The sequence below is a fragment of the Pseudomonas sp. QE6 genome, from assembly GCF_041379005.1.
Taxonomy (GTDB): Bacteria; Pseudomonadota; Gammaproteobacteria; order Pseudomonadales; family Pseudomonadaceae; genus Pseudomonas.
In genome coordinates this window covers 4,746,838-4,765,893 of the sequence record NZ_CP166873.1, presented here as the reverse complement: position 1 = coordinate 4,765,893, position 19,056 = coordinate 4,746,838, and the positions used below count along the sequence as shown (strand labels likewise).

The following is a 19,056-nucleotide window of genomic DNA, read 5'->3' as shown; positions in this document are numbered from 1 at the left end:
CGCGACCGGAACGAGGACTCAGCGATGTTCAGCCACATCACCGTCGGCACCGCGGACCTGCAGCGGGCCATCGCGTTCTACCTGCGAGTCCTCGAACCCCTGGGCATCGGCCTGCTGGCGCACCGCCACAACCCGGAGCGGGCGGTGTTCACCCATCCGGACAGCGATATCGCCTTCTGCGTCTATGTGCCCATCGACGGCCGCCCGGCCAGCGTCGGCAACGGCAGCCTGGTGGCCTTCGAGGCGCGCACCCGTGTGCAGGTGGATGCCTTCCATCGGCGCGCGCTGGAACTGGGTGGAGTCGACGAGGGCGGGCCGGGGCTGCGCCCGGACTACTCGCCGACTTATTACGGCGCCTATGTGCGCGACCTGGACGGCAACAAGCTGTGTTGCGTCTGCCACCTGGCGGAATGACGCGGCGCTGGCTTCAGATCCACTGATCGTTACGCTTGCGGCGCACGCGCAGCAGGGTCGGCAGGATCAGCCCGGCCAGCAGGCCGGCGCCGGCGATGCTGCCGCCATAGGCCATGTAGTGCATCAGCACGCGCTTGTTCTCGTCGCCCAGCTGCGCCTGTACCGAACGCAGGTCGGAGCGCGCCTGGCTCAGCTCGTTGTTCAACGAGGTGCGCGCCGCCTGCAGTTCGTCGATCAGTTTCTTGCGCGCGTCCAGGGTTTCCTGCATGCCCTGCACGCGGGTCTTCCAGCTGTCGTTGATGCCGTCGAGCTGGCTGCTCAGCTCGGCCACCTTCTGTTCCAGCTGCGGCAGGCGCTCGGCCTGGCCGGGTTTGTCCTGCAGCTCGCGGCTGGGAATCCACACCGTGCTGCCGCTCTCGCTGCGCACCTGGCTGTAGTCGCCCTGGGTGCTCAGCAGCTCGACCTTCTGCCCGGAGACGAGGGTGCCGACGATGCGGTAGCCATCGGTGGGGCCGCTGCGCACGTAGGTGGTCAGGCTGTCGTTCACCCAGCGGACGTTACCGGGCGCCTCCTCGGCCCGGGCCGGCAGCGTGGCCACCAGCAGGGCACCGAGCAGGCAGGCGCCCAGGGCACGGGTCTGGAGGGGGGTAACACGGGGAGCGAGCGGGCGAGATAGGGACATGGTTGATCTTCACGTGGCGATAGGAACAGACCCGGCGAGCGGGAGCGAAATCGCCGGCCCGGAAATTGTTATGAACAGGGCGGGAAATGACGCGATTCAGCGTCAAATGGCGAAGTGCCATGCAACCCGCCCAGGTGGGCCGACAGCTGACAGACAGCCGATGGGCGGCAGGAGTTCACTGGTGGGCGGCGCGGGGGATGGGCGGCTGTCCGCGAGTGGGACAGCCGGGAGGTTGGTGGCAGGGGATCAGGCGCGGCCTTCGGCGGCTTCGATGATGTCCAGCAGGTCGGTCAGGGTGTCTTCCAGGTACTGCCCGGCGCGGTAGTCCGGTTTCAGCGCATCGCCGCCGGCGACCACCACTTGCGGGCGTTCGATGAAGCGGCCGACCAGCTCGAAGCGTTCATCCAGCACGGCCACCACCGGGATCGGGATACGCTCCAATGCCAGGCGCTCGCGCAGGTCGTCCTCGGCGCGGCCCCTGGTGATCACCGCCAGGTCGATGCGCGGCTGGGCACGCTGCAGGAAGTCCATCACGGTGACGTTGATCTGGCAGTCCGGGCACCACATTTCCCCGGCCACCAGCAGGTGGTAACGCCGCGAGACGGCTTGCAGGCGCTGGCGGGTGGCGGCGCTGATGGCCTCGGGCGCGGCCAGCCTGTCCTGCACCTTGCGCACCCCGGCGATCTCGTCCGGCAGTCCGTGGGCGACGAAGGCAGCGAAGCCTTCGCCGATGGAGAAGAGTTCCTCGTAGGAGGCCATGGGTGTTTCTCTTGCAAACGGGGGAACCGGCATCCCAGCAGAATTGCCGGAGGAGGGCAACCGCGCCGGCCGTCAGTCCCGATTCGGTGCGCCGAGCGGGAACAGCGGACGGTAGGGGCGGGCCTCGTCGACGGCGCGGGCGAACGAAGGGCGCGCCAGCAGGCGTGAGCGGTACGCCCGCAGCACCGGATAGGCGTCGCTGACGCGATGGGTCCAGTCGGCGTAGAACAGGGCCGGCGCGGCCGCGCAATCGGCGAGGGTGAAGTCGTCGCCGTTCGCCCAGGCTTCGTTGGCGCTCAGGTGGTCTTCCAGCCAGCGGTAGGCGAGTTCGAGCCGTTGGCTGGCGACCGTGAGGCCATCCTGGCGCTTGCCCGCATCGCCGGTCAGGGCGCCGGAGACGGCATGCTGCACCGGGCTCATCACGTGAAGGTCGAAGAAGCGGTCGAGGAAGCGTACCTGCAGGGCGGCCATCGGCTCATCGGGCAGCCAGCGCTGCGCGCCACCCTGGGTGAGCTGCAGGTACTCGATGATGATGCTCGACTCGGCGATGCTGCGCTCACCGTCCAGCAGCACGGGGAACTTGGCCAGCGGCCACAGGCGCAGCCATTCCTTCGAGTGTTCGGGGGTGTCCTGCCCAAGGCAGCGGAATTCGAAGGGCGTGTCGTTCTCGTAGAGGGCGATCAGGACTTTCTGGGTGTACGAGGAAAACGGATGACCAAAAAGCACGAGGGACATGACGGGCCACCTGCAGGTGTGCTGCGCGCTGTTCGCGGGGTGGTTTCACCCTAGTTGGCCGCGGGGCTCGCGGCAAGCCGGAGTCCTCAGCCGCAGTGCTGCAGCACGTTCACCAGCGTCCCCAGCGGATCGCGCAGGAAGAAACGCCGCACGCCCCAGGGTTCGACGGTCAGCGGATAGACGATCTGATGACCGCCCGCCAGCGCACGGTCATGCACTTCATCGAGATTGTCCACTTCGATGGACAGGTCCGGCACCGGCGTACCCGAGCCGCCTTCGCTGGCCAGGCTCAACTGCGCCAGGGCGCTGCCCCCGCTGGCGAGGGTGAGCAGCCAGCCGTGGTCCATGACGATTTCCAGGTCGAAGAGTTCGCGGTAGAAGCGCGCCACTTCGGCGGGCTTGCCGGTGGCGAGGTTGGCGATGATGCGGCGAACGGTCATGGCGGCGCTCCGAAATGGGACGCCGCCAGCATAGACGCTCAGTGCGCCGGACGTGCCGGCGGCATGCGCCGGCGATGGATGCGGTAGAACTGGTAGAGCACGCCGATGACGAAGACCAGCAGCGCGATCATCACTGCCGTTTGCACTGGCGGCGAGTCCGGGCCATGGCCGATGGGGTTGGATGGGGGCAGGCGCGACAGGGATTCGTTGAGCGTCGGGATCATCATCAGGAAGAAGCTGAAGCTCATCGCCGCTGTTTCCAGGTATTCGCCCAGCCCGCCCAGAGCAGTGATGCGCTGCGCATAGCTGCCCACAGCCAGGGCGATCAGGCAGAGGATGCCGATGGCGTGCCCGGCATTGAATCCGCCGGTGCTGGAGAGACCGAAGGCGGTGAGCACCCCGAGGATCATCCCGTACACATACCAGCGCCCCACCGGGCTGCGCGGGGCGATGTGCCCCGCGCGGTAGAACGCCCAGATGCCGGCGACGAGCGGCACCAGGCTGATGGCGGTATGCACGATACCCAGGGTGGAAAGGGGGTTGGCCATGACGAACGCCTCCGCAACGGGACAGGGACATCACGCTTCCACGAGCTGTGCCAGAGGCACGGAACGCGGGACTCTGCCTGAAGCCTAGATGGCCCGTGCCTGCGGGGGAGCCGCAGGCGACGAGCGAGCGGGTGCGGCCCCGGCCGGGGCCGCGCGGGGCGATCAGGCGTCGAGGTCGATGCCGGACTTGCCGGGGGCGAAGATGTTGTTCGGGTCCAGCGCGCGCTTGAGCGCATGGTCCACGCGGCGCTTCACCGGCCCGTAGCTGTCGGCCACGCGGTCCATGAACGCGGTGTTGACCCGGTACACGGCGTAGCCGAGCTTCTCGAACTCATCCAGCAGCTCGCTGAAGCAGGCATGGGCCGCCTGGGTCTGCGCGGGGTCCGTGCGGTCGTAGAGCACGTCGATCACATGGTGCATGTCGCGCCAGCCGACGATGAACTCGCCGACGTAGTCCAGGCCGTGCTTGTTGAGAATCTTCTTGGCCAGCTGCATCTGCTTGTCGGTCTCGCTGCCGCGCGCCTGGCTGACCGGGGCGAACCACATCGAGCCACCGCCGCCGCGCCAGTTGTACAGGCCGAACTCCTGCAGGTTGGGCACGCCCTTCATCAGCTTGGCGCGGTAGTCGAACGGCTGGGTGCCGCCGGCCTGCTCCTCGGTGATCAGGGTGCCCTTGCCGAGCGCGGCGATGGCCTGCTGGACGATCTTCCAGTTGACCTCGACCTGCTCCTCGGTGCCATACAGCGCGGCGTACACGTTCCAGGCGCCCAGGCCCTTGTCCTTCATGATCTGCTGGACCACCGTGTCCGGGGTCGCGCCCGGCTCGCGGGTGTAGTCGCTGCGCCGCACGTTGGCGCTGCCGGCTTCCCACAGCACGTTGGCGATCACCAGGGCGTTGGGAATGATCTGGGCGATGCGCAGCGGCCGCAGCACCTCGACGATCTCGGCGATGTCGCTCTCGTTCTCGAAGCGGATGGCGAAGGGTTTGTACTTCGGCGGCTTGGGCATCAGCCAGAAGCCCATCTTGGTGCAGATGCCGAAGTTGGACTGGGTGAAGATGCCGTCCAGGCTCGGGCCGTAACCCCACTTGAACACCTGCCAGCTGTTCTCGCCCTTGACCCCGCCCATGCCGGTGCGCAACACGTCGCCGTTGGCCAGCACCACTTCCATGCCGCACTGCATGAGGAAATGCTCGCCGTAGGGGGTATAGCCCACGCCACGATCGAGCGTGTTGCCCACGGGGCCGGCGATGGCCGAGGGCGCCGACATCGACAGCATCAGCGGCAGGTTGTTTTCCTCGATGTAGTCGTACAACTGCTGGTAGGTGACACCCGGCTCGACCAGCGCGGTGCACAGTTCCGGGTCGACATGAAGGATCTTGTTCATCTTCTTCAGGTCGAGGATCACCTGGCCGCGCTGGCCGGGGGCCGCCGAGCCATAGCCGAAGTTGCGTCCGGTGGAGATGGTCCAGATCGGGATGCGATGCTCGTTGCAGATCTTCACCACGCCCTGCACCTGCTCCACGGTGGTGGCGGTGAGCGCCGCCGAGGGCGCGTGCTCGGCATCCGGCACCGGCATCATGATCTTCATGTAGGGCACCAGCTGGTCATCCTTGAGCAGCACGTTGTCCTCGCCCAGCAAGGCGCGGAACTTGGTCACGGCCTTGGCGAATTCGGTGTTCTTCACGCCACGCGGGAGCACGGCGTTCTGCTTGGTTGCGGTCATGGGACGGGCTCCTTCAGGCCTGGATCGAGAAAGACACGAAATGGCCGCTCAGCGCGTTGGCGACGGCGCTGGGGGCGAGACGGCCGGGAGCGGCGCCGGCGAGGGTGAAGCCGAGGGCGGAGGCCCATTGCTCCTCCTGGCCTTTGCGGCGGGATGCGGCCTGCAGTTGAAGCGGGGGGCGAGCGCCGGCGAAACGGGCTTCGCTCAAGGCAAAGCCGGCGCCGCACAGCGCCAGGGCGTGACCCAGGCGGCTGGCGCAGCCGTGGCTGGCATCGGCGCTGAGCAGACGGTGGCGCGACTGGCCGCCGTCCACGCTGTGCTGCCCGAGCCAGCGCACCCGTGCGCCGGCGCTGCGGGCGTGCTCCACGGCCAGCAGGGCGCTGGCGTCGTCGAGCAGGCCGAGCACTTGGCCACCGGCGCGCAATTGCGCATCGAGGGCGGCGAGGAAGGCGCCATCGACGGACGCCTGCAGCACGCGTGGCGAAGCGTCCGATGTGGCCGCGAGGATGCCCTGGAGGAAGGCCGAGTCGCGGGCCGGACGCTCCAGCAACACCAGCGCCGGAGCGCTGCCGCGTTGCGCAACGCCAGTGGCGAAGGCGCCCCCCGGCAGGCTCAGCGCCACGCCGGAGGCGGCGCCCAGGGCCATGCCCTTGAGCAGGGTTCGACGTTCGAGATTCATCGCGTGGCCCTCACTTGGCTGCTGGTGCGGCGGATTGCTGGATGTACTGCGCCACGTCCTTGAGTGCGTTGTCGTCGATGTAGGCGGCAGGGAAGGCCGGCATGGCGCGGAAGCCATGGCGCACCACGGCGCTGATGTATTCCACCGGCAGCTGGCGGCCCTTGATCACCGGGCCGACGCCGGCCTCGTGGCAGTGTCCGCAGACCTTGGCGTAGACGTTGGCGCCGCCGTGCCACTGGCCGTCGCCGTCGGCCAGGGCCGGCAACCCGATGCTGGCGAGTGCCAGCGCCAGGCCGGCCGGCAGGATGCGGCGAACGCCGCGGGAAAGGATGCAAGGCATGGGCTTCTCCGTTGTTGTGCTTGTTCGAAGTGGGCGGTCAGAAGGGATAGGGACGTGGGCCGTGCTGCACGCTCAGCCAGTGCTCGGTGGTGAACTCGTCGATCGCCCAGTCGCCGTTGAAGCGGCCGATGCCGGAGTTCTTCTCGCCGCCAAAGGGCGCGTTGGGCGCGTCGTTCACCGGGATGTCGTTCACGTGGGTCATGCCGGCGTGAATCCGCCGGGCGAAGCGCACGGTGCGTTCCAGGTCGCCGCCGAACACCGCGCTGGACAGACCGAACTCGCTGGCGTTGGCCAGCTCCAGCGCGTGCTCGGCATCGCGCGCCGGCTGGATGCCGACCAGAGGGCCGAAGATTTCCTCGCGGGCGATCTCCATCTCCGGACGTACATCGGCGAACACGTGGGGCGGCAGCACGCGGCCGGCCACGGCGCCTTCCACCAGCACCCGGGCGCCCTCGGCGCGGGCCTTGTCGATCTTGCCCAGCAGGCCGTCGAGCTGGCGCTGGTTGATCACCGGGCCGATCACCGTGGCCGGGTCGCTCGGGTCGCCGCAGCGCAGCGCTTTCACGCGTTCGGCATAGCGCTCGCAGAACGCCTCGTAGAGGGGCTGCTCGACGATGATGCGGTTGATCGCCATGCAGATCTGCCCCTGGTGCAGGAACTTGCCCACCACGGCGGCGTGCACCGCGCGCTCAAGGTCGGCGTCGGCCAGCACCACGAACGGGCTGTTGCCGCCCAGCTCCAGGGCCACGTGCTTGAGGTGCGCTCCGCCGCTGGCGATGCGCCCGATGGAGCGGCCCACCGGGGTCGAGCCGGTGAAGGAGATCAGCGCCGGCACCGGGTGCTCGACGAAGGCGTCGCCGATCTCGCTGCCGGCGCCGACCACGACGCTGAGCACACCGGCCGGCAACCCGGCTTCCTCGAACAGGCGCGCCAGCAGCAGCCCGCCGCTGACCGGGGTGTCGCTGGCCGGCTTGACCACCGCCGCGTTGCCCAGCGCCAGGGCCGGCGCCAGGGAACGCTGGGTCAGGTGCAGCGGGAAGTTCCACGGGCTGATGATCCCCACCACGCCCAGCGGGCGGCGGTAGACGCGGCTTTCCTTGCCGGGGATGTCCGATTCGAGGATGCGTCCGTGGACCCGGGTGGGGAACGAGGCCGCCTCCAGGGTGATGGCGCGGGCGGCGCCCCATTCGATCTCGGCCTTGATCCGGGTGCTGCCGGATTCGCGGATGATCCAGCCGATGATTTCCTCGCGGCGCCGGTCGAACAGCTCGACCGCGCGCAGCAGCACCGCGGCGCGCGCCGAGGGGGCTTGCGCGGCCCATTCGGCCTGGGCCTTGCGGGCGGCCCGGTAGGCCTGGTCGAGGTCGTCGCGGGTGGCCAGCGGCAGGCTCAGCAGGCACTGGTCGGTGTAGGGATCGCGCACCTCCAGCAGGCGCGGCGAGGCGCCGTGGCGCCAGTGGCCGGCCAGCGGTTGCAGATCCAGATCGGCATAGGGGGGCAGGGGGATGCTCATGGAGTCCTCTCTCTTGTTGTTCAGTGGGAAAGCGCGAAGCGGATCAGGCCGCCGGCAGCGGACGGCTGATCGGGGGTGTTGGCGGGCAGAGCGGGGAGGGGCAGCAGGTCATGGCACGGGCACCGTCTTGTTGTATGCGCTGGGCGCTTTGCAGAGGGCCTTAACAAGGGGCGTGCCAGAAGCGGTTAATTTAAATAAATATCTTTTAAATCAAGTGCTTGAATTTGGTTCTGGGTGGGCGAACGGAGTCGGGGAAGATTCGCTTCGCGGAATTTTGTGAAGAGATTTCGTCGCCTCGTCGAAATGCCTCGCGAGTGCGGTTCGTTGATCGAACGTCGGCGAACGGCTAGTCGATAGTGGCAATTGACCGCCGGGACCGGGCGGGCATACTGGAGCCGATTCCCTGCCTGTGCCTGCCCGAGATGACAGCCTCAAGACATAACGACAACGACCGCGCGAATCTCGAAGAGCGGTTCCTGGAGCATCTCCTGAAAAGTCGCAAGCGACTGATCGTGGAGAGCACCACCGGCCTCGAGAACCGTGGCTGCCCCTCCGCCGGCGAGCTGGCCGAGACGGTGGCCTTTTCACCTCAGGATGGCTCCATCTGGCTGTGCGGCCAGCGCATGGTGCTGATGCAGACCTCCACCCTCGGCACCCTGCGCCGCGAACTGGTGGAGAATCTCGGCACCCTCAAGGCCCGCGAAGTGTTCACCCGCATCGGCTGGCAGGCGGGGGCGGCCGACGCCTCCCAGGTCAGCGAGCAGTGGCCGCAGGGCGACCCCAGCGCGCTGTTCTCCGCCGGGCCGCGCCTGCACATGCTCGAAGGCATGCTCAACGTCGAGGCGCTGCGCTTCGAGATGGACAACAGCCTGGGCCACTTCGACGCCGAATTCCTCTGGCACAACTCGGTGGAAGCCGACGTGCACATCGCCCAGTACGGCATCGGCAACGACAGCGCCTGCTGGATGGCCATCGGCTACGCCAGTGGCTACGCCTCGTCGCTGCTCGGCCGCCTGGTGGTGTTCCGCGAGGTGGAGTGCCGCGCCTGCGGGCAGTCGGTGTGCCGCATCGTCGGCAAGCCGGCGGAGCAATGGGACGACGTGCAGCGCGACCTGGCCCACCTGGACGCCCGCGATTTCATCAGCCGTGCGCCCCATGCCTTCGCCAGCGAGATGGAGGTCGCCAGGATGGACGAACCGCCGCAGGGCGAGCGGGACGCGCGGAGCATGGTGGGGATTTCCTCGGCCTTCGTCGCCGCCAGCCACCTGCTGCGCTGTGTGGCGCCGACCCAGGCCACGGTGCTGCTGACCGGCGAGTCCGGGGTGGGCAAGGAGCTCTTCGCCGAGAACCTGCACCGCGCCAGCAGCCGCCAGAGCAAGCCGCTGATTTCGCTGAACTGCGCGACCCTGCCGGAAAACCTGGTGGAGGCCGAGCTGTTCGGCGTCGAGCGCGGCGCCTTCACCGGCGCCGAGCGCACCCGCGCCGGACGCTTCGAGCGCGCCGACGGCGGCACGCTGTTCCTCGACGAGATCGGCACCTTGAGCCTGGCGGCGCAGAGCAAGATCCTGCGGGCGCTGCAGGAAGGCGAGATCGAGCGGGTCGGCGGCAACGCACCGATCCGCGTCGATGTGCGGGTGATCGCCGCGACCAACCTCGACCTGCGCGCCGAGGTGGCGGCCGGGCGCTTCCGCGAGGACCTGTTCTACCGCTTGAACGTCTTCCCCATCCACCTGCCGCCCCTGCGCGAGCGGCGGGAGGACATCCCGCTATTGATGAACCACTTCCTCCGCCGCTTCAGCGAGCGGCATGGGCGGCGGCTCGCGGGCTTCACCACGCGCCTGCTCAACGCGCTGCTGACCCACGCCTTCCCCGGCAACATCCGCGAGTTGCAGAACCTCATCGAACGCGGCGTGATCGCCTGCCCGGACGGCGCGGCCATGGACATCAGCCACCTGACCCTGGGCGGCGACCGCAGCATCGCGGCGCCGGTCGGCCTGACCCCGTCCGGTCGGCTCGGCAGCCTGCCGCTGCCTAACGAGCAGCACGCCACCGCGCTGGCCGATGCGCAACTGTTGCAGGCCGCGTTCGAGAGCGAGCAGACCCGAGGCACGTCCGGCGAACCGGTGCTGGCCAGCCTGCAGGCCTTCATCGCCGGCCGCCAGGACGCCCTGGGCACCAGCCTGGATGCCATCGAGAGCCTGCTGGTGAAGCTGGCCCTGGAGCGTAGCCAGGGCAACATTACCGCCGCCGCGCAGATGCTCGGCATGAGCCGCGCCCAGGTCAGCTACCGGCTCAAGCGCTGACGCAGGTGCAGCGATGGCGCCAGCGGGGCGCCGTCGCCGTGCGGGGTCAGAGCGGGAAGGTCCACTTCAGCCAGTAGGCCGCGCCTTCGGGCCGGTTGCGCACATCGCTCTCCTGTTGCCACTTGGTGCTCAGGTGCCAGCCGGACGCGGCGCTGTACTGCACCGACGGGCCGATGGCGAAGGCCCGGCCACGGGTGTCGTCGAGGCGATGGCCGTCCTGTTCGTCGTCGCTCACCTGGCGATAGACGTAGCCACCCACGCCGACCACCCAGCCGTTGCCCAGACCCCAGCCGACAGCGTAGTCGGCGTGCAGTTCCTGGCCCGACAGGTAGTCGGTGGCGTGGTTCTCGAAGTTGTAGTCGTACATCAGGCGCACATCGGCGTTGAGCCCCTGCGGGTCGATGTAGCTCAGCGCGTAGATGGCCTGCAGGGTCGTGTAGTTGCGCCCGAGGTTGACCAGGTCGTGCTTGTCGTAGGAGCCGGTGGGCAGCACCAGGTCGACCCCGGTGGCGGCATGCAGCTTGTCGCTGTAGTGGTAGCCGAGGAACGGCCCCACGTGGATATCGCCCAGACCGCTCTTGCTCTCGCGCTGACCCTCCACCTCTACCCGCATGCGGTTCAGCGGTACCACCGCATGGAAGCCCAGGTTGCCGCCGAGCATCTGCTGTTCGGTGACCCAGATGAAGCGCGGGACGATGGAGCTCACGTGCAGGTCGAAGTCCACCGGTAGTTCGTGGCCGTCGTTGCCGCGCAGGCTGTCGGCGCGGTAGTCGGCGGCGAACACCTGACCGTAGAAACCGGGGGGCGGCACCACGCCCATCAGGTAGTTTTCGATGCCCATGGGCCAGGACGATCCGCCTCCTTCGGTGGCGTGGGCGGTGGGGAGTGTGCTGCTCAGCAGGAGAGCGCAGGACAGACCGAGGGCAGGGTTGAGTCGATTCATGAAGGCACGCCTTTTTGTTGTTGTCGAGGCGCCTTACTCAAGCTTTGTGCCACCTTCCGATTTTTATTTTTAATTCTTTTATATCAACAAGATAGCTGTTTGATTGGCGATCCTTGCCCGAGACCTTCAGGGCAGGCTCGGGGGATTTCGTTAAGAAATTCCATCGCCTGCGGAAAGTTCGCCGTCGACGCGTGCGATCAGCGCCCGGAGTTCGCCCGACGGTGGCATCGGCAGGAGCGCAATCCCGTTAACCTTCGGCGACCCGATCAACCGAGGACTGCATCATGGGACTGTTCGACTGGAAACACTGGCTGGTGCTGCTGGCGGTGGTGGTGCTGGTATTCGGCACCCGCCGCCTGAAGGACGTGGGCGCCGACCTGGGCGAGGCGATCAAGGGCTTCCGCCGCTCGATCGCCGAGGAGGAGACCTCAGAGGCGCCGGTTCAGCCAGCGCGCCAGGCGGTCGCCGCCGAACTGGATCAGGCTCACCAGCGCCACCAGTAGGATGATCACCGTCAGCATCACCTGGGTGTCGAAGCGCTGGTAGCCGTAGCGGTAGGCCAGGTCGCCGAGGCCGCCGGCGCCGAGGCCGCCGGCGCCGAGGCCGCCGGCGCCGAGGCCGCCGGCGCCGATGGCGCCGGCCATGGCCGAGGAGTTGATCATGGTTACCAGGGTGATGGTGAAGCCGGCGACTATGCCCGGCCGCGCCTCGGGCAGCAGGACGTTCCAGATGATGTGCCGGGGCTGGCAGCCCATCGCTTGCGCGGCCTCGATCAGGCCGTGGTCGACTTCGCGCAGGCTGACTTCGGCGATGCGCGCGAAGAACGGCGTGGCGGCGATGGTCAGCGGTACCACCGCGGCCCACACGCCATAGCTGGTGCCGACGATCAGCCGGGTGAAGGGGATCAGCGCGACCATCAGGATCAGGAAGGGAATCGAGCGCAGCACGTTGACCACGCTGCCCAGGCTGCGGTTGACCAGGCGCGCCTGGAAGATCCCGCCGGGGCCGGTGGTGACCAGCACCAGGGCCAGCGGGATGCCCACCAGGAACACGATGGCCGAGGACGCGCCGATCATCAGCAGGGTGTCGAGCAGGCCTTGCAGCAGGCGTTCAGGCATGGGTGAGCACCTCCAGGCGATCGGCGACGTCGCGGGCACGTTCGAGCAGTTGCGGGGCGCTGGCGGCGGGGGCGGCGACGCTCAGCAGCAGGCGGCCGAGGGCGCGGCCCTGGATGCGCTCGATGCCGCCATGCAGCAGGCTGATGCGGCTGCCCAGGGCCTGGGCGATGGCCAGCAGGTCGGGCTCCTGTTCGCGCACGCCGGTGTAGTGCAGGTCGAGGATGACTTCGTCGGCCGACGGATGCTCCAGGCGCGCCAGCAGGTCCGGCGGCAGGTGCTGCTGCAGCGAGCCGAGCAGGGTGCGGCTGACCTCATGCTGCGGGTTGCCGAAGACTTCCCAGACGTCGCCCTGTTCGACGATGCGCCCGCGCTCGAGCACCACCACGCGGTCGCAGATTTCGCGGATGACCGCCATCTCGTGGGTGATCAGCACGATGGTCAGGCCCAGGCGGTGGTTGATGTCGCGCAGCAGCGCGAGGATGGCCTGGGTACTCTCCGGGTCCAGCGCCGAGGTCGCCTCGTCGCAGAGCAGGATTTCCGGCTGGTGCACCAGCGCACGGGCGATGCCGACGCGCTGCTTCTGCCCGCCGGAGAGCTGCGCCGGGTAGGCGTGGCGCTTGTCTTCCAGTCCCACGAGCTGCAGCAGTTCGTCCACCCGCTCGGCGATGCGCGCCTTGGGCACGCCGGCCACGCGCAGGGGCAGGGCGATGTTCTGCGCCACCGTCTTGGCCGACATCAGGTTGAAGTGCTGGAAGATCATGCCCACGCGGCGACGCAGGCCGACCAGTTGCTGGGCATCGAAGGCGCCGATGTCCTCGCCGTCGATCAGCACCTGGCCGATGCTGGGCTGCTCCAGGCGGTTGAGGGTGCGGATCAGCGAGCTTTTGCCGGCGCCGCTGCGGCCGATGATGCCGAACACTTCGCCGCGGCGGACGGAAAGTTCGATGTCGCTCAGTGCCTCCACCGGGCCGTGGTGGCCGGCGTAGGTCTTGCCCAGCCCGCGCAGGGCGATGTGCTGGGTGGCGAGTTCGAGATTGCGGTTGAAGCTGACCATGGTGGGGGCCTGTTCTGTAAGTGCAAAGGTGCTGTCGGTACGCGTGCTCTTCGTAGGAGCGAGCTTGCTCGCGAACAGCACCGCAGCGGGTGGTTGGTTCGCGAGCAAGCTCGCTCCTACAGGGTCAATTCCAGCCCGGCTGGTAGAGCGAGCCGTGGGCCTTGTCCAGTGCGGCGCGGACCTGCGGCGAGTGCTGGTAGAGATCGACGAACTTCTTCAGCTTGCCGTCCGGGTCCTTGAAGTCGTCTCGGGTGACGAACTGGATGACGTATTCCTTGTTCTCGATGCCGTCGAACAGCAGCGCGCTGTTCGGATCGATGGTCCCGGCCAGGCGGATGTAGTGCGGGTAGCCCTGGGCGAGGTCGACGTCGTCCAGCGCGCGCACCAGTTGCACGGCTTCCAGCTCGATGATCTGGATGTGCTTCGGGTTGGCCACGATGTCGTCCAGCGTTGCCTTGTAGCCCACGCCATCCTCGAGCTTGAGCAGCCCGGCCTTCTGCAGCAGCTGCAGGCCGCGGCCGCCATTGATCGGGTCGTTGGCGATGGCGACCTTGGCGCCCTCGGGCAGGTCGGCGATGGCCTTGTACTTGGTGGAGTACAGGCCGACGTTGTTGATGATCCCCGGCGCGAAGGCCTTCAGGTGCAGGCCGCCCTCGCGGTTGGCGTTCTCCAGGAAGGGCGTGTGCTGGAAGTAGTTGGCGTCGATGTCGCCGTGGTCGAGGGTGATGTTCGGCGCGTTCCAGTCGGTGAACTCCACCAGTTCGACCTTCAGGCCCTGCTGGGCGGCTTCCTTCACCGCCACTTCCAGCGGTGGGGCGAAGGCGGCGGTGGTGCCCAGGCGCAGGGTATCGGCCGCCTGGGCGAGGCCGGCGGCGAGGAGGCTCAGGGAGAGGCCGAGGGTAAGCTTGAAGCGTGCATGCATGGCAACGAATCCTTATGGGTTAAACGGAGAAGGCTGGAGTCGCTCCAGTGGCGGTTGCCTGGCGGAAGCTCGCGCCGACATGCCGCGCGGGCAGTCGGGCGCGGCCGGCGCCGAAGAGTTTTTCCCGCAGGGTGCCGTCCGCGTAGGCGGTCTTGTAGGCGCCACGGCTTTGCAGTTCGGGCACCACGAGGTCGATGAAGTCGGCGTAGCTTTCCGGCTCCACGGTGCGGGTCAGGTTGAAACCGTCGAGGCCCGCCTCGTTGATCCAGCCCAGCAGCTCATCGGCCACCTGCAGCGGGTCGCCCACCAGCGTGGTGTAGCGTCCGCCGAGGGCGAGCTGCTCCAGCAGCTGGCGCACGGTGGCGTCGGTGCGGGCGACGGTCAGGGCCCTGGTGGCGGATTCGATGGCGTTGGTCTTCTCGTAGCGGATCGGCTCGTCCAGCGCGTAGCGCGAGAAGTCGATGCCGGTGGTGCTGGCGAAGTGCGCAAGACCGGCCTCGGCGCTGGCGAAGCCGCGGTACTCGGCGAGCTTGTCGCGGGCCTCGGCCTCGGTCGGCGCGACGATGACGTTGATGCCCATGAACACCTTGATGTCGTCCGGGCGGCGGCCGGCGTCGACCGCCGCCTGGCGGATGCGGTCAATCAGCACGCGGGTCGCTTCGCGGGTCTGCGCCGAGACGAACACGCATTCGGCGTGGCGCGCGGCGAAGGCCAGGCCGCGATTCGATGCGCCGGCCTGGAACAGCAGCGGCGTGCGCTGCGGCGAGGGCTGGCTGAGGTGGTAACCCTCGACGTCGAAGAACTCGCCGTGGTGGCGGACCTTGTGCACCTTGCCCGGCTGCGCGTAGATGCGGCGCTGGCGGTCGGCGAGCACCGCGTCGTCTTCCCAGCTGCCTTCCCAGAGCTTGTAGAGCACCTCCAGGTATTCGTCGGCGCGGTCGTAGCGGCGGTCGTGGTCGATCTGCCGCGCCTGGCCCATGGCGCGGGCGGTGCTTTCCAGGTAGCCGGTGACGATGTTCCAGCCGATGCGGCCGTCGCTCAGGTGATCCAGCGTGGAAAGCCTGCGGGCGAACGGGTAGGGCGCCTCGTAGGTGAGGTTGGCGGTGACGCCGAAGCCCAGGTGCCGGGTGGCGCCGGCCATGGCCGAGACCAGCATCAGCGGGTCGTTCACCGGCAGCTGGATGGCCTCTTTCGCGGTGAGCTCGATGCCGTTCTGGTAGACGTCGTAGACGCCGAGGATGTCCGCCAGGAACAGGCCGTCGAACAGGCCCTTTTCCAGCAGGCGCGCGAGGTCGGTCCAGTGGCTGAGCTTGTTGAAGTCCGTCGAGCGGTCACGCGGGTGGGTCCACAGGCCGTGGTTGATGTGGCCGACGCAGTTCATGCTGAACGCGTTGAGGAGGATCTGCTTCTGGCTCATAGGGTCCCCCGGCGCGGCGGCAACTGGTCGTTGAGGTAGTAGTTGCCCACCGCGAAATACTTCCAGCGTGCCGGGTCGTGCAGGGTATGCACGCGGGCGTTGCGCCAGTGGCGGTCCAGGCCCAGCTCGGCGAGGCTGGCGCGGCTGCCGCCCAGTTCGATGAGTTTGGAGCCGGCCAGCAGCGAGACCTCGGTGGTGATCGCCCGCGCTTCGGCCACCGCGATAGAGGCGGCGGCAACGCTTTCGGCGGTCGGCTCGGCAGTGGCGGCATCGAGCACGCGGCCGGAGCGATCCAGCAGCGCTTCGGCGGCGTGCAGGCGGATCGCCAGGCGGCCGACTTCGTTGATCGCCAGCGGATCGTCGCTGGCCTTGTCCACGCCCGAATCGATCCATGGCCGCGCCTTCTCGCGCAGGAACACCAGCGCATCCTCGTAGGCGCCACGGGCGATACCGACGTCGATGGCGGCGTGCAGGATCTGCGCGAAGGGGCCGACCGTGGTGGGGCGCTCGAAGGCGCTCTGGAACGGCACGACATCGTCCTCATCGACCTGCGCGCCGTCGAACACCACGCTGCCGCTGCCGGTGGTGCGTTGGCCGAAACCGGACCAGTCGTCGATCACTTCCACGCCCTGGGCATCGTGGGCGATGAAGGCGAGCTGCTGCACGCCATCGTCGTCGATCACCAGGGTCGGAATGCGTTGCGCGTAGAGCGCACCGGTGCAATAGAACTTGCAGCCGTGAATGCGCAGGCGGCCGTCCTCGCGCTTGAGGCGGGTGGTGCGGTCGTGGGCGGTGCGCGTGCCGATTTCCGCCAGGGCGTTGCCGAAGCGCACACCGGCCAGCACCTCGGCGAACAGGCGGGCCTTCTGCGCTTCGCTGCCGTTCACCCGCAGCAGTTCGACGGCGTAGAAATGGTTCTGCGGAATCTGTCCCAGCGAGCCGTCGGCGGCGGAGATGATGGCGATCACGCGGGCCACCGTGACACGGGAAACGCCCGCGCCGCCATGTTCGCGCGGCACGCTGATGCCCCACAGGCCGGAGCGGCTGAAGCGCTCCAGTTCCTCCCACGGCAGGCGCCGTTCGCGGTCGCGGGCGATGGCGCCTTCGCGGAAATCGGCGGCCAGGGCGCGGGCCACTTCCAGGGCTTCGTCGTCGCTGCGGATGATATGCACGGGGTTGGCCAGCTCTGGGTTTGTGAAAACGAGACTGTTCATCGGCGCTCCTCAGATCCAGGAATGACGCGCCGGGCGGGCGCCGTTGAGGTGGTAGGCGCCGACCGCCTGGACCTTCCAGCGCACCGGGTCGTGCAGGGTGTGCACGCGGGCGTTGCGCCAGTGGCGGTCGAGGTTGAATTCGGCGAGGGTGGCGCGGCTGCCGGCCAGTTCGAAGAGCTTCTCGCTGGCGGCCAGGCTGATCTCGGTGGTCAGCACCTTGGCTTCGGCCACCGCGATGGACGCGCGAGCGGCGGACTCGTCGTCGATGGGCCGTGCGCTGACTTCGTCGAGCACATGGCCGGCGCGTTCCAGCAGCGCCTCGGCGGCGTGCAACTCGACCTGCAGGCGGCCGATCTCGGCGATGGTGAAGGGTTCTTCGCTGGCGTTCTCGACGCCAGCATCGATGAAGGGCCGGGTGCGTGTGCGGATGAAGTCGATGGCGTCTTCCAGGGCGTTCGCCGCGATGCCGGCATCGATGGCGGCCTGGATCAGTTGCGACACCGCGCCCTGGATGTTGGGCACGTCGGCGAGGCGACCGTTGTGGATCACCAGCGAGCCGGCGACGGGTACGTTGTCCAGCAGCACGGTGCCGCTGGCGGTGGTGCGCTGGCCGAAGCCGGACCAGTCGTCGACGATGCGCAGGCCTTCCACGCCGCGCTCGACGAAGCCCATCACCGCACGGCCTTGCTCGTCGATGGCCTTCACGGCGACCCAGTGGGCGAACAGGGCGCCGGTGGAATAGAACTTCTCGCCGCTGACGCGGAAATTGTCGCCGTCGCGCACCAGCCGCGCCTTGAGTTCGAGGGTGTTGCGGGTGTTGCGCTCGGGCCCGGCATTGCCGATGCGCCGACCGCCCAGCACACCGCCGAACAGCACGCGCTTCTGCGTTTCGCTGGCGACGTTGTCGATGACGTTGAGCAGGCCGAACTGGTTCTGCGGAATCTGTCCCAGCGCCGGGTCGGCGGCGCAGATTACGCGGAACACCTCGGCCACGGTGGCGTAGGAGACCTGGGCGCCGCCGTACTGGCGGGGGATGCTGATGCCGCCCAGGCCGAGAGCGGTGAAGTGTTCCAGCTCGCGCCAGGGCAGGGCGCGCTCGCGGTCGCGGGCAGCGGCGCCGGGTTTTGCCAGGCGGGCCACTTCGTGGGCGGCGTCGAGTGCCTGGGCGTCGTTCTCGATACGGCGCGCCGGGAGTAGCCGGGGTGCCTGGTCACGAAGGTCCTTGGGTGCGGATTCGTTGGTCATGCGATTTCCTGTGGTGACGGAACAGCTCTTCGTAGGAACGCGGGGGACGCCTAGTTCTTGCTCGCGAACAAACCCCGCTGCGGGGCCGAAAGGTTCGCGAGCAAGCTCGCTCCTACAGGTCATGCGCGGCGCTTAGAACGCCGGGGCGATCTCGCCCTTGTAGCGGGTCAGGATGAACTGCCGGACCTCCGGCGAATTCAGCGCCTTGGCCAGCTTCTGGATGCCCGGGTCCTGGATGTTGTCCGGACGGGCGACGAGGAACTCGGCGTAGAGGTCCTTGCCTTTCTCCACGATCAGCGCGCTCTTGGTGTCGATGCCGGCTTCCAGCGCGTAGTTGGCGAAGATGAAGGCCAGGTCCACCTGCTTCACCGCGCGGGCCAGCAGGGCACCTTCCAGTTCACGGATCTTCAGGTGCCTGGGGTTGTCGGTGATGTCGCGCTGGGTGGACTGCGGGTTGCTCGGGTCCTTGAGCTTGATCAGGCCGCTCTCGGCCAGCAGCACCAGGGCGCGACCGGTATTCACCGGGTCGTTGGGGATGGCCACGCTGGCGCCATCGGGCAGCTCGGCGAGGGACTTGACCTTGGTGGAGTAGGCGCCGAAGGGCTCGATGTGGATGCCCACCACCGGCACCAGGTCGGTGTGGCGGGTCTTGTTGAAGTCATCGAGGAAGGGGCGGTACTGGTAGTAGTTGGCGTCGAGGTTCTTCTGCGCGAGCTGCAGGTTGGGCTGTATGAAGTCGGTGAAGACCTTGATGTCCAGGTCGACGCCTTCCTTGGCCAGTTCCGGTTTGACGAACTCGAGGATCTCGGCGTGGGGCACCGGGGTGGCGCCGACCACGAGTTTTTCCCCCGCGTGGGCGGAGAAGGCGACGACGGCTGCCAGGATGGCGATGGCCTTTTTCATGGGTGTTGCTCCTTGAACAGTAGTGGGTGGGCCGTCGTGGGGTGGACGTGGGGCCTTGTTGGCAGCGGGGCCGGCTGCCGGCGGCTGGATCGCAAGTGCCGC

General features: G+C 68.0%; 20 protein-coding genes. 3 read left to right on the top strand and 17 right to left on the bottom strand.

The window, feature by feature from the left end; translation table 11 throughout:
• Positions 1 to 24: 24 nt before the first annotated feature.
• Positions 25 to 414 carry a VOC family protein gene (locus tag ACAW63_RS21740; protein ID WP_371228646.1) on the top strand — a complete coding sequence of 130 codons (390 nt, stop codon included), beginning with the start codon at positions 25 to 27 and terminating at the stop codon, positions 412 to 414.
• Positions 415 to 427: 13 nt separating this feature from the next.
• Here ACAW63_RS21740 and ACAW63_RS21735 read toward each other — a convergent pair whose 3' ends face one another.
• From ACAW63_RS21735 to ACAW63_RS21695, 9 genes are all read right to left on the bottom strand, one after another.
• Positions 428 to 1,096: a TIGR04211 family SH3 domain-containing protein gene (locus ACAW63_RS21735; RefSeq protein ID WP_371228643.1), complete on the bottom strand. Its 669-nt coding sequence runs from the start codon at positions 1,094 to 1,096 to the stop codon at positions 428 to 430.
• Positions 1,097 to 1,342: 246 nt separating this feature from the next.
• The gene (locus ACAW63_RS21730) at positions 1,343 to 1,855 is read right to left on the bottom strand and encodes a thioredoxin family protein (protein ID WP_371228641.1); all 513 of its coding nucleotides are present in this window, start codon (positions 1,853 to 1,855) and stop codon (positions 1,343 to 1,345) included.
• 72 nt (positions 1,856 to 1,927) lie between these two features.
• On the bottom strand, positions 1,928 to 2,590 hold the full coding sequence (locus ACAW63_RS21725) for a glutathione S-transferase family protein (protein WP_371228638.1): 663 nt from the start codon (positions 2,588 to 2,590) through the stop codon (positions 1,928 to 1,930).
• 86 nt (positions 2,591 to 2,676) lie between these two features.
• Entirely contained in the window at positions 2,677 to 3,030 is a 354-nt protein-coding gene (locus ACAW63_RS21720; protein WP_371228635.1) for a VOC family protein, read from the bottom strand.
• 38 nt (positions 3,031 to 3,068) lie between these two features.
• Positions 3,069 to 3,578: a hypothetical protein gene (locus ACAW63_RS21715; protein ID WP_371228632.1), complete on the bottom strand. Its 510-nt coding sequence runs from the start codon at positions 3,576 to 3,578 to the stop codon at positions 3,069 to 3,071.
• A gap of 162 nt (positions 3,579 to 3,740) precedes the next feature.
• Positions 3,741 to 5,303, bottom strand: coding sequence for an FAD-binding oxidoreductase (locus tag ACAW63_RS21710; RefSeq protein ID WP_371228630.1), 1,563 nt, complete (start codon positions 5,301 to 5,303; stop codon positions 3,741 to 3,743).
• A 13-nt stretch (positions 5,304 to 5,316) separates the two neighbouring features.
• Entirely contained in the window at positions 5,317 to 5,982 is a 666-nt protein-coding gene (locus ACAW63_RS21705) for a hypothetical protein (RefSeq protein WP_371228627.1), read from the bottom strand.
• Positions 5,983 to 5,992: 10 nt separating this feature from the next.
• Positions 5,993 to 6,322: a cytochrome c gene (locus ACAW63_RS21700; protein WP_371228624.1), complete on the bottom strand. Its 330-nt coding sequence runs from the start codon at positions 6,320 to 6,322 to the stop codon at positions 5,993 to 5,995.
• 37 nt (positions 6,323 to 6,359) lie between these two features.
• A complete protein-coding gene (locus tag ACAW63_RS21695; RefSeq protein ID WP_371228621.1) occupies positions 6,360 to 7,835 on the bottom strand; it encodes an aldehyde dehydrogenase family protein in 1,476 nt (491 codons plus the stop codon).
• A 422-nt stretch (positions 7,836 to 8,257) separates the two neighbouring features.
• Here ACAW63_RS21695 and ACAW63_RS21690 point away from each other — a divergent pair, with 422 nt between their 5' ends.
• The gene (locus ACAW63_RS21690) at positions 8,258 to 10,138 is read left to right on the top strand and encodes a sigma 54-interacting transcriptional regulator (protein WP_371228618.1); all 1,881 of its coding nucleotides are present in this window, start codon (positions 8,258 to 8,260) and stop codon (positions 10,136 to 10,138) included.
• 46 nt (positions 10,139 to 10,184) lie between these two features.
• On the opposite strand, the gene ACAW63_RS21685 is transcribed toward ACAW63_RS21690, so the two are convergent.
• Positions 10,185 to 11,081, bottom strand: coding sequence for a transporter (locus ACAW63_RS21685; protein ID WP_371228615.1), 897 nt, complete (start codon positions 11,079 to 11,081; stop codon positions 10,185 to 10,187).
• Between the two features lie 284 nt (positions 11,082 to 11,365).
• On the opposite strand from ACAW63_RS21685, the gene tatA reads away from it, so the two are divergent.
• Positions 11,366 to 11,584: a twin-arginine translocase TatA/TatE family subunit gene (tatA, locus tag ACAW63_RS21680; protein WP_371228612.1), complete on the top strand. Its 219-nt coding sequence runs from the start codon at positions 11,366 to 11,368 to the stop codon at positions 11,582 to 11,584.
• Here tatA and ACAW63_RS21675 read toward each other — a convergent pair.
• The 7 genes from ACAW63_RS21675 to ACAW63_RS21645 all read right to left on the bottom strand — a co-directional run bounded on the left by ACAW63_RS21675 (position 11,510) and on the right by ACAW63_RS21645 (position 18,954).
• Positions 11,510 to 12,199, bottom strand: a complete 690-nt coding sequence (locus ACAW63_RS21675) for a methionine ABC transporter permease (protein WP_371228610.1) — start codon at positions 12,197 to 12,199, stop codon at positions 11,510 to 11,512. The two genes, tatA and ACAW63_RS21675, sit on opposite strands and share 75 nt — an antisense overlap.
• On the bottom strand, positions 12,192 to 13,253 hold the full coding sequence (locus ACAW63_RS21670; protein ID WP_371228608.1) for a methionine ABC transporter ATP-binding protein: 1,062 nt from the start codon (positions 13,251 to 13,253) through the stop codon (positions 12,192 to 12,194). The genes ACAW63_RS21675 and ACAW63_RS21670 overlap by 8 nt, the downstream gene beginning before the upstream one ends.
• A gap of 124 nt (positions 13,254 to 13,377) precedes the next feature.
• On the bottom strand, positions 13,378 to 14,175 hold the full coding sequence (locus tag ACAW63_RS21665; RefSeq protein WP_371228605.1) for a MetQ/NlpA family ABC transporter substrate-binding protein: 798 nt from the start codon (positions 14,173 to 14,175) through the stop codon (positions 13,378 to 13,380).
• A 19-nt stretch (positions 14,176 to 14,194) separates the two neighbouring features.
• Complete coding sequence (locus ACAW63_RS21660; protein ID WP_371228602.1) at positions 14,195 to 15,592, bottom strand: LLM class flavin-dependent oxidoreductase; 1,398 nt, start codon at positions 15,590 to 15,592, stop codon at positions 14,195 to 14,197.
• A complete protein-coding gene (locus tag ACAW63_RS21655; RefSeq protein WP_371228600.1) occupies positions 15,589 to 16,806 on the bottom strand; it encodes an SfnB family sulfur acquisition oxidoreductase in 1,218 nt (405 codons plus the stop codon). Before ACAW63_RS21655 ends, ACAW63_RS21660 begins: the two co-directional genes overlap by 4 nt.
• 9 nt (positions 16,807 to 16,815) lie before the next feature.
• A complete protein-coding gene (locus ACAW63_RS21650) occupies positions 16,816 to 18,051 on the bottom strand; it encodes an SfnB family sulfur acquisition oxidoreductase (protein WP_371228599.1) in 1,236 nt (411 codons plus the stop codon).
• 132 nt (positions 18,052 to 18,183) lie between these two features.
• Complete coding sequence (locus ACAW63_RS21645; protein ID WP_371228596.1) at positions 18,184 to 18,954, bottom strand: MetQ/NlpA family ABC transporter substrate-binding protein; 771 nt, start codon at positions 18,952 to 18,954, stop codon at positions 18,184 to 18,186.
• Positions 18,955 to 19,056: the final 102 nt, after the last annotated feature.

Bases quoted from the DNA above. Each gene is read 5' to 3' on its own strand.
- ACAW63_RS21705 (WP_371228627.1), bottom strand. From the start codon at position 5,982: ATGAATCTCGAACGTCGAACCCTGCTCAAGGGCATGGCCCTGGGCGCC.
- ACAW63_RS21710 (WP_371228630.1), bottom strand. From the start codon at position 5,303: ATGACCGCAACCAAGCAGAACGCCGTGCTCCCGCGTGGCGTGAAGAAC.
- ACAW63_RS21695 (WP_371228621.1), bottom strand. From the start codon at position 7,835: ATGAGCATCCCCCTGCCCCCCTATGCCGATCTGGATCTGCAACCGCTG.
- ACAW63_RS21715 (WP_371228632.1), bottom strand. From the start codon at position 3,578: ATGGCCAACCCCCTTTCCACCCTGGGTATCGTGCATACCGCCATCAGC.
- ACAW63_RS21720 (WP_371228635.1), bottom strand. From the start codon at position 3,030: ATGACCGTTCGCCGCATCATCGCCAACCTCGCCACCGGCAAGCCCGCC.
- ACAW63_RS21725 (WP_371228638.1), bottom strand. From the start codon at position 2,590: ATGTCCCTCGTGCTTTTTGGTCATCCGTTTTCCTCGTACACCCAGAAA.
- ACAW63_RS21700 (WP_371228624.1), bottom strand. From the start codon at position 6,322: ATGCCTTGCATCCTTTCCCGCGGCGTTCGCCGCATCCTGCCGGCCGGC.
- ACAW63_RS21675 (WP_371228610.1), bottom strand. From the start codon at position 12,199: ATGCCTGAACGCCTGCTGCAAGGCCTGCTCGACACCCTGCTGATGATC.
- ACAW63_RS21660 (WP_371228602.1), bottom strand. From the start codon at position 15,592: ATGAGCCAGAAGCAGATCCTCCTCAACGCGTTCAGCATGAACTGCGTC.
- ACAW63_RS21645 (WP_371228596.1), bottom strand. From the start codon at position 18,954: ATGAAAAAGGCCATCGCCATCCTGGCAGCCGTCGTCGCCTTCTCCGCC.
- ACAW63_RS21685 (WP_371228615.1), bottom strand. From the start codon at position 11,081: ATGAATCGACTCAACCCTGCCCTCGGTCTGTCCTGCGCTCTCCTGCTG.
- ACAW63_RS21670 (WP_371228608.1), bottom strand. From the start codon at position 13,253: ATGGTCAGCTTCAACCGCAATCTCGAACTCGCCACCCAGCACATCGCC.
- ACAW63_RS21740 (WP_371228646.1), top strand. From the start codon at position 25: ATGTTCAGCCACATCACCGTCGGCACCGCGGACCTGCAGCGGGCCATC.
- ACAW63_RS21730 (WP_371228641.1), bottom strand. From the start codon at position 1,855: ATGGCCTCCTACGAGGAACTCTTCTCCATCGGCGAAGGCTTCGCTGCC.
- ACAW63_RS21655 (WP_371228600.1), bottom strand. From the start codon at position 16,806: ATGAACAGTCTCGTTTTCACAAACCCAGAGCTGGCCAACCCCGTGCAT.
- ACAW63_RS21665 (WP_371228605.1), bottom strand. From the start codon at position 14,175: ATGCATGCACGCTTCAAGCTTACCCTCGGCCTCTCCCTGAGCCTCCTC.
- ACAW63_RS21735 (WP_371228643.1), bottom strand. From the start codon at position 1,096: ATGTCCCTATCTCGCCCGCTCGCTCCCCGTGTTACCCCCCTCCAGACC.
- ACAW63_RS21690 (WP_371228618.1), top strand. From the start codon at position 8,258: ATGACAGCCTCAAGACATAACGACAACGACCGCGCGAATCTCGAAGAG.
- ACAW63_RS21650 (WP_371228599.1), bottom strand. From the start codon at position 18,051: ATGACCAACGAATCCGCACCCAAGGACCTTCGTGACCAGGCACCCCGG.
- tatA (WP_371228612.1), top strand. From the start codon at position 11,366: ATGGGACTGTTCGACTGGAAACACTGGCTGGTGCTGCTGGCGGTGGTG.